11 protein-coding genes, 1 tRNA gene and 1 pseudogene are annotated in these 14,000 nt (G+C 43.8%); 8 read left to right on the forward strand and 5 right to left on the reverse strand.

The genetic code is table 11. From position 1 onward, the window contains the following. Positions 1 to 2: 2 nt before the first annotated feature. A complete protein-coding gene (locus H6629_17650; protein ID MCB9069614.1) occupies positions 3 to 554 on the reverse strand; it encodes a hypothetical protein in 552 nt (183 codons plus the stop codon). Between the two features lie 209 nt (positions 555 to 763). Between H6629_17650 and H6629_17655 the strand changes: the two genes are divergently transcribed. Both H6629_17655 and H6629_17660 read left to right on the forward strand, forming a co-directional pair. Further along, the gene (locus H6629_17655; GenBank protein ID MCB9069615.1) at positions 764 to 2,536 is read left to right on the forward strand and encodes a VCBS repeat-containing protein; all 1,773 of its coding nucleotides are present in this window, start codon (positions 764 to 766) and stop codon (positions 2,534 to 2,536) included. A gap of 72 nt (positions 2,537 to 2,608) precedes the next feature. Then, positions 2,609 to 2,697 (forward strand) — tRNA-Leu (locus H6629_17660). Positions 2,698 to 3,096: 399 nt separating this feature from the next. Here the strand turns inward: H6629_17660 and H6629_17665 are convergent. Both H6629_17665 and H6629_17670 read right to left on the reverse strand, forming a co-directional pair. After that, positions 3,097 to 3,990 (reverse strand): hypothetical protein, encoded by an 894-nt coding sequence (locus tag H6629_17665; protein ID MCB9069616.1) that lies wholly within the window; start codon positions 3,988 to 3,990, stop codon positions 3,097 to 3,099. A 1-nt stretch (position 3,991) separates the two neighbouring features. Next, positions 3,992 to 4,561, reverse strand: coding sequence for a hypothetical protein (locus H6629_17670; GenBank protein MCB9069617.1), 570 nt, complete (start codon positions 4,559 to 4,561; stop codon positions 3,992 to 3,994). A 443-nt stretch (positions 4,562 to 5,004) separates the two neighbouring features. Between H6629_17670 and H6629_17675 the strand changes: the two genes are divergently transcribed. Continuing rightward, positions 5,005 to 6,258, forward strand: a complete 1,254-nt coding sequence (locus H6629_17675) for a hypothetical protein (protein MCB9069618.1) — start codon at positions 5,005 to 5,007, stop codon at positions 6,256 to 6,258. Positions 6,259 to 6,608: 350 nt separating this feature from the next. Here H6629_17675 and H6629_17680 read toward each other — a convergent pair whose 3' ends face one another. Continuing rightward, positions 6,609 to 8,117, reverse strand: coding sequence for a DUF885 family protein (locus H6629_17680; protein MCB9069619.1), 1,509 nt, complete (start codon positions 8,115 to 8,117; stop codon positions 6,609 to 6,611). Positions 8,118 to 8,564: 447 nt separating this feature from the next. On the opposite strand from H6629_17680, the gene H6629_17685 reads away from it, so the two are divergent. The 5 genes and pseudogenes from H6629_17685 (at position 8,565) to H6629_17705 (ending at position 12,778) form a co-directional block, all read left to right on the forward strand. Continuing rightward, positions 8,565 to 9,680, forward strand: a complete 1,116-nt coding sequence (locus tag H6629_17685; GenBank protein MCB9069620.1) for a hypothetical protein — start codon at positions 8,565 to 8,567, stop codon at positions 9,678 to 9,680. A 138-nt stretch (positions 9,681 to 9,818) separates the two neighbouring features. After that, positions 9,819 to 10,379 (forward strand): dihydrofolate reductase, encoded by a 561-nt coding sequence (locus H6629_17690; protein MCB9069621.1) that lies wholly within the window; start codon positions 9,819 to 9,821, stop codon positions 10,377 to 10,379. A gap of 307 nt (positions 10,380 to 10,686) precedes the next feature. Then, a complete protein-coding gene (locus H6629_17695) occupies positions 10,687 to 10,992 on the forward strand; it encodes an RNA-binding protein (protein ID MCB9069622.1) in 306 nt (101 codons plus the stop codon). A 368-nt stretch (positions 10,993 to 11,360) separates the two neighbouring features. Further along, positions 11,361 to 12,208 (forward strand): annotated as a pseudogene (locus H6629_17700) (RNA polymerase sigma factor RpoD/SigA). Positions 12,209 to 12,526: 318 nt separating this feature from the next. Then, positions 12,527 to 12,778: a KH domain-containing protein gene (locus H6629_17705; protein MCB9069623.1), complete on the forward strand. Its 252-nt coding sequence runs from the start codon at positions 12,527 to 12,529 to the stop codon at positions 12,776 to 12,778. A gap of 681 nt (positions 12,779 to 13,459) precedes the next feature. Here H6629_17705 and H6629_17710 read toward each other — a convergent pair. Further along, on the reverse strand, positions 13,460 to 13,996 hold the full coding sequence (locus H6629_17710) for a transposase (GenBank protein ID MCB9069624.1): 537 nt from the start codon (positions 13,994 to 13,996) through the stop codon (positions 13,460 to 13,462). Between the last annotated feature and the right edge of the window lie 4 nt (positions 13,997 to 14,000).

Here is a 14,000-nt window from a genome sequence, read left to right on the forward strand (position 1 = left end):
TTTCATTGCGTTTTCATGTTCATTTTGGTGATAATTTTCGCGATAATTCCGCTCAAAATATAGAGAATCCCCAGCCCAACCAGCGTAAATTTCATCGCGGCAGCCCAATACGCAACCTGTGGCAAAACCGCATGTTGCGAGCCGAACAACAGGTTGATCAGCGCAGTATTTTCGATGGCATCCAACAGTCCTGCAAATATTTGCAAACACGCCAGCCACATGCCGGATTTTTGCATCAATTCATTGCTGTTTTTCCAGCAAAAGTTGGCGACATTCACACAAAGCAACGCCAGCAAAGTGGCATAAGCTGTCAAAAACAGATAATCAATACCCAAACTGAACGCCGCATATTGGCGCGCTTCCGGCGACCACGAATGGATGATTGCAGTTGATTGGGGCAGATCGCCGCCAAATTCAAACGATACAATTCCCGATGACGATACGTTATTTTTTAACGGTTTATCTACCGTTCGCATCACAGCAATCAGCGCGACAACCAGCAAAACCAACGGGACCAGAACTCTTTTTTCACTGCTCAAGCCAACAACATTCATCGGGAAATTTTGACCTTTTTGTTCACAGTTTTTTCGCAAAAAACAGGGTAAAAATATAGCTTAAAAGGCATGAAATAAAAAGGTAATCGATGAAAAATTCAGTGGAAAAATGATTTTTATCTGATGCAAAACTAAATCTTGCAAAGCAAAAAATCGCATTGTATCTTCAAATTCTGCCGCCTGATTATTCACCCGAAAGTGAGATTGCCATGTTTTTACGATTAACTACGCTATTATTTGTTGTGCTGTTATTTGTTTCAGCCAGTGCCCAAATTCAGGTTGTCGCGGTTTCGCCGCGATCACAACAATTGGATACACCGATGAATCCGGAAATTTCCATCACGTTTGACCGGAGCATCAATCCCGGCGATATCACTCCCCAAACGTTCAAAGTATTTGGTCGATGGACGGGAGTAATCAACGGAATTTGGTCGCTTGTTGAAAATGATCAAAAAGTGGTATTTCAACCGCAAATGTCGTTCAACGCTGGGGAACAGGTTACAGTGATGCTCGCCAAAGGCATCAGTTCACCATCTGGCGATACGCTCGAAAAGGGTTATGCCTGGCAATTTTGGATCAAACCCAATCGAACTACTCTCAAAATAAATGAAATTCAACGGATAACAGTGCGACGACCGGGTGAAGGTCACGTTCAGACATACGGCGCCCATGCTGCGGATGTGAATGGCGATGGCTACACTGATTATATGGTGCCAAATGAAGTGTCAAACGATGTACGAATGTTTCTAAACGACGGCACCGGGCAATATAGCAATTTTACAGTGCATCCATTAACCGGTGCTGCGCGTCCCAGCACCAACGAGTCCGGCGATTTTAACAATGACGGATTTGTGGATTTTATGGTCGGAAGCACCCAAAATAATCGCGTTCATGTGTTGCTCGGCGATGGCACTGGCGGATTTTCTGCCATTAATTCACTCACTGCCGGGATGGGTGTGCGTGGTCTTACGCTGCTCGATGTCAACGGCGATGCGGAATTTGACGCAGTGACCGCAAACCGAAATGCCAATAATTTGTCGCTGTTTATCGGAGACGGCAACGGTGGATTTGCCGAAGCAATCACTATTTCGACAAGCCTTTTTCAGGAAACCGGCATTTTTTCGGCGGATGCCAATAATGATGGCATATTGGATATTTTTGTCGGTGCGTTCGGCGGCAACGAAATCGCGCTATTTTTAGGCGATGGTGAAGGTAATTTGACGCTTTCGGACAGAACGTCGCTCACCGGCAGTTCGTGGATGATCGCCACGGGCGATATCAATGGCGATGGGTTTGCGGATGCTGTTTCGGCAAATTCAAACACCAACGAAGTAGCCATTGTTCGCGGAGACGGCAGCGGCGGACTGATGCCGGTGACCACTTTTTCGCTCGGTGCACCGTTTGTTATAGCGGTGGATTTGGGCGATCTCGACGGCGACGGCGATCTGGATTTGATAGCCAGCAGTTACGGCAGCGGCTTTGAAACCGGTGTTTGGACGCTTTATGAAAATGACGGCTTGGGCAATTTTGTCAATCCGCAATATTTCGACGCCAGCGAAGCGGCATCCTGCGCCGTTTTTCATGATCGCGACAACGATGGCGATCTGGATATCACGGGAATCGACGAAGTTGATGATTTGCTGTTTGTGTTCGAAAACCCGGGAATTTCCGTCAGTGTCGATCATCCACTCCCCTCCCCGACCCGCGGATTTGCTTTGCATCAGAACTACCCCAATCCGTTTAATCCTTCAACAACCATTGCATTTGAAGTTCCGGAATTAGCATTTGTTACAATTGAAATTGTTGATATTAACGGGCGGTTGGTCAAACACTTGGCGAATGAAACATACGGTGCCGGTTTGCATCAGTTAATCTGGAATGGTGATGATTCTCAACATAAACCTGTGGCTGCAGGAGTTTATTTTTACAAATTAACATCAAAAAGCCATTTTGAAACTCGCAAACTATTGTTAATAAAGTAATTAAAAAATATTTTTCAGAGTCTTGACAAGACTATAGAGTTTAACTATATTTGCCCTGCTTTTAGAAATAACGCCGGAGTGGCGGAATTGGCAGACGCGCCGGACTCAAAATCCGGTTAGGGTGAAACCTAGTGTGGGTTCGAGTCCCACCTCCGGTACCAAATAAAAGGCTGTTTAAGTTCAAAAACCTTAAGAACTTAAACAGCCTTTTTTGTTTAGTGGGGTAACATACAGGTAAAAAAATAGTTACTTTTTACAGTTTTATACTAGAGATCAGACATAAACATAGATGCTAAGTTCAATGTTTATAAACAAATATGCGATTATCAAAACATAAAGTCGATCTGTATTCCAACCCTAATCATGTTTTATTCAAAATAAATCCTTAAAAATTTCTGTCCTTTAGTGCAATTTGAAGAGCAATTACACAACTGCTCCCACCGCTGGCAAATGACCGTCGACGATAGCCCCATCATCAGGAAACGCTTCAAATGAACCCATTAAACGCTATCGAGCGCGTGGTCCTTAGCCCGGCCGTAAGGGCGATATTCCCAAATTGTTCAGTCATCATCATGTCCCCGAGATCGCCGGTCAGGACGGTTACTATTTCGCCAGATGCGTTTTGCATCATCCTCATCACCACTTCGATGACATTCCGCACAGTTCTCAAAATCGACAATACCTTCCTCGCGATGTTCACCGGCAATTCTCGCCCGGGAATGCTCATGGCAACTATAGCATGTATATTCCTTGAAATTCTCAGGATTCTCGTGACAGGACTGGCAGTCGGCTGGGTGATGCCGGTCGAATCGAAAATATTGGTCATGATCGAATGTGGACGGTTTCCAGGTGTTTGTGCTGTGGCAATCGTAACAGGCATTGCCGCTATTCCGGTGAAGCCCGTCTGCCGGGCGGTGCTCCGAATGGCAACCCACACAATCTTTTTGAAAAACCGCCGGTAATTGATCATGATCCAATCGCGCATTTTGCCAACGGTCTGTGGTATGGCAGCCTGAACAATTACTCGCCAGATCCATATGGAGTTTGTCATCCGGCTTTCCGGATTCATGACAACTCAAACAGGCATCGGCAATGCTGGCAGGCAACAGGCTATGAGTGAACCGGGTTGTTGCGCTTTCTGCTAAAATACCGGCATGATCCGTATGGCAACTGGCGCATTGAATACTCGATAATTCCTTATGAAAGGGTGTTTTTACTGAATCTGGCATTTCGTTACCGCTGACCGTCACAATGCCGATTTTCTCAGGCACGTGGCAAGAAATACATTTATCCGTAGATGTGCCACTGAACGGCGAATGGCAGGACAGGCAATCCTTTTGAATGTCCTGATGCCCGGAAATCAACGGACCCGGATTGATCAGTTTAAACGGGAAAATGAACATCAACAAGATAAAGAGCAGTACAGCTGAAATATGCAAAATAGAGGTTTTCATCTTACCAGTTCCAGAAGAATAAAATTGAAACGATGTGCAAGCCGGCCATAGTTACAAACAGGATCACAAATGGGATATGGATCAAGCGCCAGCGATTCATCAAATCCACAGTCAGCGATTCAACAAAGAGTTTTTGGGTCAACTCCTCACTACCCTTACCCTGGGCGATCAGCGTTGCACGTTTTTCCCGCAAATCCCGGTGCGCTCGTTTGAGCAGGAACTTGCCTACATGCCCGCTGGCAACAACTATCATCATCGAGATAGCTGCAATCCAGGGTAACAGGGCGTTAAAGTGTATTCCCGAGTGAACAAGAATCATCACTGCACCGATCCAGCCCAGGTATTCATGGGCAGTGAGCAAAACACGCGGCGAACCAAAGGAAATTTGTTTCCGTTTGCGCATGGAATAGGTGAAGGAAAATACGATCAACACAGAACCGACAATCCCCAAATATCGCCCGATCCAGGCTAGTTTATACAGGTGCAAAACATAATCCAACGCAATTGAGGATGCGATCAGCACGCAATAGGAAATTATCTGTGGCAGAAACCGGAAAATTAGACGTGTCATAAATATCAGAAGTAAGTGTTCAAGCGATAATAATAAGCTGCAAGTAAAAGCTACCAATCATTGAAAAAATAAACATGATAATGGTCATCAAGTCTGTTAGAGTTCAATTAGAATCAATTTTTTTGATATTACCGAACCACTCATTCTGCCTTTTCGCTCCCGGAATATTTCAGATCTGAACAACAAAAGTATTTTTTAAACTGGACAAGAAAATCAAATCGAAACAACTGCAGCCGGGTCCTTTCTTAGAAACCTCCCTCCTAGATTATTTTAAATAAGCCCGGCTGCAGTTATTGTTAAAAATCAAAATTTTCACATTTATCACTTGTCTGCCTCCCAAAAAAACATATCTTAAAATAATCCATTCACAAATGTGTAGAATCATTAGGGCTAAGGTGCTAAAAATATTGCGCATACTTTAGAAAAGATAAGGTGTTTTGCTTATGGCTACTCGAATCCTTCACTGCGGCAAGTCGATAGAAAATTTCAATATCTGTATGAAGCACGAAGTTGCTGGATTCCTTCGGCGTGGTCCCGAAATCGGTGACCTGATATATCTGGTAGTGAGTCATAATAAAAAAGTAATTTGCGGTATGAGAGGTAAACTAGCCGAAACAACCGACGACAAACCTTGGGAAGACAGCGAAAATTATGTCATCGCGTTTTCATTGGAGGATATTGAATATGCAAGTCACTTCGATATTAAGTTTCTGTCTAAAATTGGCGGTAAGTATTGGAACTTAAAATACTTGCAAGGTGCTAAACGCATTACCGATGATTCAGCCCTGACTGAGCTTGACAATGCCTTTCAAAAAAATAAAATCCAGGCCCCAAAGTATCTCGAAGCGGATAGAAAACATGATGCTGATACTCTTGCAGATATCGAAGATGATATTTTAGATGAAAATCTGTCTGAGGCACTCCAGGCAGTCCCGGAAGCCAAGGTATCCATAATGGGCACTTTTCAAACTGTAAAATTTAAAAACGAAACCGATGAGCTGCGTGGCTTGGAACCGCTGGTAAATGACAATTTCTACTCGCTTTTTCCTGCATACGAGATTGGACGCACGTTGTTAATTCCTGAAAACCGCTTATTCATGTCATCCGGGATCGAGGCCAGAGGCGAGCAGGTTATGAAGGGGATCAAATCCATTCCGGATGGTCTGCTGATTCTATTCAACAAAAAATCGAAAAACCCCATTCAGATAAATCTCATCGAATATGAATGTTTTGGAGAAGGGAAAACCCGATCACAGGACAAATCCAATTTTCTCAACGGACAAATCATACCCCAATTGATGAAATTCGCTTCATCATTCAGCATTGTCACCGACAAACAAATCCGAGAACAAACCATCAAGAATTGGGTGGATAAGATAATTGACTATGTTTATGCCAATCAGGAACTTCAGAATAAGGTGACCCGGTGGATAAAAGAAATAAAACCGGAGATATCTGATCAGCTAATCGGACGAGAAATAGACAAAGTGCTTTCGGAAGCCTTCCGGACCAATCTAAAAATTATCCTGATTATTGATGATCTAAGTGCAGAACAAAAAAACACCATTACAAATGTCGTCAAAGCCTTTAAGCTGGAAAATGGAGAAAGTATCAACTTTTTATCATACGTTGTCCGTTTGGAGCAAAAAATCATTCTCACTGAATCGGAAGCAGAATTTGCGCTATCCGTCCAATAGCTTTTAAATTTTGTCGCAAAGATGTTTCCCAACAATTTTACAGTTGCAGGGACGCACCCAGCTCTTTTGGTAAGTGCCGGGGGCGTCTGATCAGCTTCTTGAACGAACGCCCCCGGCAAAATCATTGTCTGAAACGGGATGGCGAGTTTAAACTTTTTGCGCACTTTTTGATCAGGCAATCAGCCGATTTTTTCAACTTTCCCCGCTCCACCGGACGCAAGTTTTGCATTCTTTTTTGTTCAGACGGACGCCGTTGTGTTCCATTTCTCAATCGTCCAGTGGCATTATAGCGATCAACCGGAATCGCCAGCTTCCATCCTCGCCAGCACCTTACGGCTCAACGATGTAACTTATTTTTCACCTACCATTTTCTTTACCTGATCCCCAAATCCGGTCAATTGCCAGCGAACCAGCGAAACCGGAATACTGCCGATTTCATTCAATTCATCCATAAATGCTTTCATTTTGAACGGCTCACCTTGCGCCTCTTTTTGGCGGGCATATTCTGCGATCGTTTCTTCCAGCAAATATTTTCCGGTGATGTAACTGGTGCCGTATCCCGGCTGGCGCAAATACAAATGTTGTTCAAATATGAGCAGGGTCGGTTCGGTTTTCATCCAACCGCGCGGCGTCCAGTTCGAGTGAATTTTCCCGGCTTCTTCCATCGTCATTTCGTTAGCGTGGGCATACAGCGACCCGAGTCCGCGGGCAGCGCGCTGGGCAATCATAATCCAGACAATCTCGCGAACGCGCGGATTATCATCATATAATCCGGCTTGCATAAACAGCTCCTCAACAGCGGTTGCCAATCCTTCATCGCGGCTATCGAAAATATTATACAGCAACGCGTTTCGGCGGATAACGTTGTCCAACGGATCATTATCCATCTGCGCCAGCACAAACCAATGATAAAAATGGGAATACAACGGACGGGGATCGTAATGAGCACCAACCAAAAAGAAATTGCGTTTTTCTAACGGAACATAGCTGAGCAGGTGTTCGCGCAATGCCGGTTCAAAATAATCGGCGACGGTGACGATGTCCTGATCTTTCAGAAAGTCCATAAAACTGCGGGCGGATCGTTCCGCAAGTGCCCGGAATTCTTCCGGCGACGCTGCTGCTTTTAGCTCCGGCAAATGGCGATTGCGATGTTCTTCCATTTTCAGCGATGACCAGGCGCGGGCCAATTCGCGTTTCAGGATCATCACTTCATCATCCCAGGTTAGCGGAACGAGATGCACGTTTTGTTGATACCAGGTGTAATTTTCCTTTCCGATGCCGGATGGCCCGGTTTTCGATGCCGACTGTTTTTCCAGCCAGACAACCAGCTCATCCGTTGCGGATTTTGCGTCGGCAATTGCTTTTTTTAGCTGCGCACCAGCGCCGGAACCGACAGTTTCAGCAAGTTTATCCAGCGCTTCGCTTTGTTCGCGAATATCGCGGATACCGGCAATCCAGAGATCCCGGGCGTTGCCGGTCAAATTGATTTGCGCCTGTTTATTCAGCGGCGCGATGATGTTCAAATCTGCGATAAGTCGCGCTTCTTCCGCAGCCGACAGCGGAAATTGATACGTCCACAGCTCCGTTACGGCGTGATGTGTTGGACCTTCATGCGCCGGAACATCGCTGCGATCTTCCCAAATGGATTTGTAAAACGCGGGATCGCGCACCCACGGTTTTAAAATGCGGTGGTTAAAATCGAAGCCGTTCATTTCCGCCAGCAAAATGTGCCAGTCAACTTGCTGTTCAACCGTCCAACCGCTGTAATCGAGTGCGTTCAATTTTTGTTGATAGGTTTTGAATGTCTCATAACGTTTTTCGAAGGTTGCGGCTGTGTAATCGGGTGCGCCGTCCAGCATTGGCGGACGCTCAAATTTGCGCCATTCGGTGAACAGCGAAACCAGGTCATCATAATTACCGGATGACTGGCTTAAGCCGCTGGAAATTGTGCCAATCAACAACAGCAAAACCGCCCAATGGATGTTGCGTTTAATAGAATTCCGAATCGTCACTATCTATTCCTCCAAAAATTTGCTACACAAAAAAATCTATACTTTATTTTGAGAAGATAAGCGTCGCCGGCGAGTTATTCAATAGCTGTCGGTGAAGTAATCCGGATTTATACGGCAGATAGGAAATTATTTTAACGATCGACGAGAAGAAACACCCTCCCGTTTTCAGAAAAGCAAAAATCTAACTTGTGCGGAAAAAATCGAAAAAATGAATATATTAAGCAGAATAAATACAGGTTAGGTAATTATCCAAAACCAAAGCCCAAACAAACTCCAACATTTCATTTGTAAGCTATGAAAAAAATTCCTGTTTCCCAGATTGACACACTTTTTACCAACGGCAGTTATCCGATTGAATTTCTGATTTATTACCGTAACCCGATCGACATCGACAACATTAAAACGGCATTAAAATATTTATCAACACCATTTTGGCCGCTGTTTGGCGAATATCGCGATGGCAGTATTTACGCCAAAACCTATTCCGAAACTGATGTTATTTCTGAGGCGACTATCGACACAGATTTTTCGGCTGACAGGCAATGTTTCGCCGAGATCGGTAACCCCGTAGAGTTGGTTAGCGGAAAACTATTTCATCTCCGGATTCTCCGATACAACAACGGCACAGTGCTCATTCCAAAAATGAACCATTTGGCGGGTGACGGCTACAGCTATTTTTACTTTTTGTATCAACTGGCGGTAATGAGCCGTACCCATGCGCTTCCGTTAAAGAAACAGTTTATCCGTGCCGTTTTGGCACCGCGCCACAACCGTACTGTTTTGCGGGATTTTCAATTCGATCCATTCGAGATCCCGGTGGAAAAACAACCGGACAATCTGGTTATCAAATTCAAACATATTGCGAAATCTGCGGTGCGGGATCAAATCAAAACTATTGCCGCCGATCAAAACGCCAGGGTTTCCAGTAATGATATTTTAGCGGCGACGGTGGTCAAAACATCTGTTGAGTTACAATCAAATTCATTTGGAACAACTATTAACCTGACGATTCCGATGGATGTACGAAATCGTATCAAACCATACGGCACAAAATATTTCGGAAACGGATTGATGTTCCACAAGGTCTCATTCGCAACCGGCGATTTGCAACAAGCTACTATTGACGATATTGCGGTGCGCATCCGGAAAAGCATGCCGGATATCAGCCAAAACCAATATCTGGAATACCTGATGCAATTGGAAACATGGATCGCCAATAAACAGTTTGCCGACCTGAAACCATACGCCCCTTCAACGGGATGTTTGGTTACGAATATTTCCAAACTGCCCACAAACAAGCTCGATTTCGGTAGCGGTAATCCGGATGCAGTGATACCCATAACCGTTGGCAAAAACTCAGTTGCGATTATGGCAGACCAAAATGATTACGTGTTGCGATTGGTGTATTGATTGGCGAGGTCTCATTTAGTGAAATCCGGCGAATCCCAAAACGCAATCCCCCCGCCAGATTGTCGCGTCTCCCCCTTGAGAGTGGTGTATTGAATGGTTATTTTGTAAACGGACAACATTAGAAAGGCACCGCTCGTTATGCAAAAATTGATCGTTTTTAACCATATCACACTGGACGGCTATTTTACGGACGTCAACGGTGATATGAGCTGGGCGCATAAACAAGATGAAGAATGGAATGCCTTTACGAGGGAAAACGCCGGCAGCGGCGGTACCTTGATTTTTGGCAGAAAAACTTACGATTTGATGAACAGCTTTTGGCCCACCCCCGCAGCAATGCAACGGATGCCCGATATTGCCAAACGGATGAACGATGCCCCAAAAGTGGTTTTCTCCACAACTTTGAATCAGGCTGACTGGCAAAATACCACACTCATAAAAAACAATATTACCGAAGAAATCCTCAAGCTGAAACAGCAGCCCGGAAAAGGGTTGGTTGTTTTGGGGAGTGGCAGCATTATTGCCCAACTGGCAGGTGAACACCTGATTGATGAATACCATCTGGTGCTGAATCCCATTGCGATCGGCAGCGGGCGCAGTTTGTTTGAAGGGCTCGCAAACCATTTATCGCTCCAATTGGACACCTCCAGGGTATTTGGGAACAGCAACATTCTGCTCCGCTATCTTCCCGTTAAATAAAGCCCCACTTCCCCACCCCACAGCTACACCTGTTTAAAAAAATTTTGACCCTCTACCAAACTGTTTCTCGGCAAGTAATAATAATCCACCTTGACTGGCCGTTACAATTAGCTTAACTTGGTATTCAATTAACGGAATTCCGGCCCACCTTGGTAAACCACACTCTGGACTAGAAAACCCAACAACCGATAACTTATGTTATCATATCTATAGGCATTTAGCTATTTTTTATAACCATTAAAAATAAAATGAACGACGCTAACGGGTGTCGTTTATTCTTGAATCAACCCATATCAAAGGATGAATGATGAATATTTATGTAGGCAATCTGTCCCACCAAACCAGTGAAGATGACTTGAAAGAAGCATTTGAGTCGTTTGGAAAAATAACCGCTGTCAATATTATTAAAGACAAGTTTACCAGCGAATCAAAAGGTTTTGGATTTGTCGAAATGGAAGCAAAAGCTGATGCACAATCGGCAATTGATCAGCTAAACGGAACAGATCTCAACGGTAAAAATATTATCGTTAACGAAGCACGCCCCAAATCGGACAAACGCGGTGGCGGTGGTTTTGGTGGTGGCGGTGGTTTTCGCGGACGCGGAAATCGTTAACTGCCAATCATTTGCAGTGGTCAATTATAATTTATGAAATGGGGGAAACAGATCAAACTTACCATTCCCTGGCGGTTAAAAAAAAACCTGACCAGATCCACGTCAATTGAGGTTCTGTTTCTCGAAGAGACCACAAAAACAATTCGGGTAAATTATAAAGACCATATTGTTTGGCTGCAAAAATCGTTACTTGTTGTTGAAACATACGAAGGGGATAATATTACCATCATTATACCCCTTTGGCTGTTTAAGCTTAAGTTCAACGGGCTAAAATTTCCTGATGAATAGTGCCGTGCCCCATTTTTTTGTGCTGGTTGAATAAAGACGATTCTGACAAAAAAAACAAAGGTAAGGGAGTTTAATATCGTATGATCAAATATTCTGATAGTCGTGAAAGTCAGTCATTGGATAAATATCTTCAGGAAATCAGCGAGGTACCATTATTATCCCCCGAAGATGAGATTGAATTGGCACGTCAGATAAAAAAAGGAGATACCCAGGCTTTAGAGAAGTTGACCAGAGCAAATCTTCGTTTTGTCGTTAGTGTTGCAAAAATGTTTCAAAACAGAGGGCTATCATTAAACGATTTGATCAACGAAGGCAATCTAGGGCTGATGAAAGCGGCACAACGCTTTGACGAAACCCGGGGATTTAAATTTATTTCATACGCAGTGTGGTGGATTCGTCAGGGAATTATCCAGGCATTGGGCGATAACTCCCGGATTGTTCGCCTGCCCTTAACAGGGTTGGGATACTCTCCAAAATAGGCAAAGTATATTCCAAACTGGAGCAAGAACACGGACGCGAACCAAGTTCCGATGAAATTGCCGAACAACTGGAAATGAAAGGATACGACGTGAGAGAAACCCTCAAGGTTTCCAAACGTCATTTATCCATTGATACACCGTTCAAGATTGGTGAAAACAACTCGCTGCTCGATGTTATCGAGAACAATCACCAACCATCGCCGGATGCGGAATTAATGGATCATTCTTTAAAGATGGAAATTGATCTGACGCTGGCGACGCTGACCAAACGGGAAGCCGAAGTTGTCCGGTTATATTTTGGGCTCGGTACAGATCAATCGCTGACACTGGAAGAAATTGGCGAACGCTTTAACCTGACCCGCGAAAGAATTCGCCAGATAAAGGAAGTCGCGTTGCGTCGATTGCGTCATAAATCCCGCAGCAAAATATTGCGGTCATTTTTAGAATAAATGTTCAGGTAAACAGTAAATGTAAGAATTGATACGCTATAAAACGAGATTCTTCGTTTGCGGCAAACCGTGATTCCTCAGAAAACCGCATCGTCACGCTGATAAAACATCCAAATCCAAAAAGGAGCAACACAATGGGCGACAAAGGTCAAAAAGATAAAGACAAAAAGCAGAAGCAAGAATCCATAAAGAAGAATGATTCTGCAAAAAAAGCAAAACAGAAACAGGATGAAAAGAAGAAAGCCTGATCCTGACGGATACAAAGCGATTGTGGTTTGACGAATATTCCAAATATTGAAAATCTAAGGGAGGTTGTTGATGAAAGATTTTCTAGAAAATCTGGTAAAGCACATCGTTGACAAGCCTGACGATGTCCAAATAAATACGGTTAAAGGTCACGGAACCATTGTTTTTGAACTACGGGTTAACGAGTGCGACACGGGAAAAGTCATTGGTCAATACGGTCAGACTGCAAATTCTTTGCGAATACTTTTGGGTGCTGTTGCAGCAAAAAACCATCAACACTCTTTTTTGGAAATTTTAGACCCGTTGCCAGAGAAAACACCGTAACCAAAACCGCACAAAATACTGATTTGTTTGGTATTTGGTATCCCTTTTCGGATAATTTAGCTGTAACTGTGAGTATTTTCTGTGCTCGCTTGAATCTATCTGCACCAAACAAGCACCTTTTGATAGGCATTTGCATATCTGAACCGCACGCTTGCTCCTCGCAAGTCCCCTCCGCACCCCAGAACTACAATTTTGCATTTCCGATACACATGAGAGCATTTCCAACATACAATTTTGCATCTCTGATACACATGAGAGCATTTCCAATATACAATTTTGCATCTCCGAACCGCTCAATTGCTTTGAAGTCCCCTTTCCTGCCTATCTGCCCTTCTTTCAAGATAGAAATGTTGGATTTCATGAATTATTTTTTGATTGTAGCTGTAAAAAATATCAAAACATGCTCAAAGGTCATAATAGAAATTCAAAATAAATGATTTTATTATCGCTATCATGCGTGCAAGCCTTACAAAGCAGAGCTTTTGAAAATAGTATGCATTCCAAGCCGAGCTTGGAACGAGGATTTACAACACACTCCCTCGTTCCAGGCTCCGCCTGGAATGCCCTTTTCCATAAAAGCGCCAGCTTTTGTCCAAAGCAACATGCATGCCAATGCATCAAAGCAGAGCTTTGGTGACAGTATGCGTTCCAAGCGGAGCTTGGAACGAGGATTTAAAGCACTCAATGCACCTTAATCAGCTCAACATTAAAAATACCCTGACCCAGAAAATAATTACTTGCACTGGAATAAACCCAATGTTCCGGCTGAGCTACCAAACCCGTTTTAACCGGGTTATTATGAATATATTCAATCTTCTGACGCAGCATTTTCTCGCTGACAATCATCTGCGGATGCACACCTTCCTGCCAAACCTGATGGATGCTATCGGTTTTATACCGCTTCTTCCAATACGACAATTGGTTTAACAACCACTGCCGATCATCAAATGTTATTTTTTTGATTAATTGGGTCGCTGTATAGCTTTTAAACTCCTTAAAAATTTTTGACAAATCAGCCCCTGACACAATCAAATGCGCATGATTATCCAACAAGACAAACGCATGAACCTTTAAGCCTTTGTTTTCCTGACTGAAGCGCAATGCATCAATAAAAATGTCACAGTATTTAGCGCGGGTGAAAACGGGAATCCATTCCACAATTGTCATCGTGATAAAATAGAAATCATTGCCAGAAAGAAATTGATAGCGGGAACGCATCGGC

The sequence above is a fragment of the Calditrichia bacterium genome, from assembly GCA_020634975.1.
Lineage (GTDB): Bacteria > Calditrichota > Calditrichia > RBG-13-44-9 > J075 > JACKAQ01.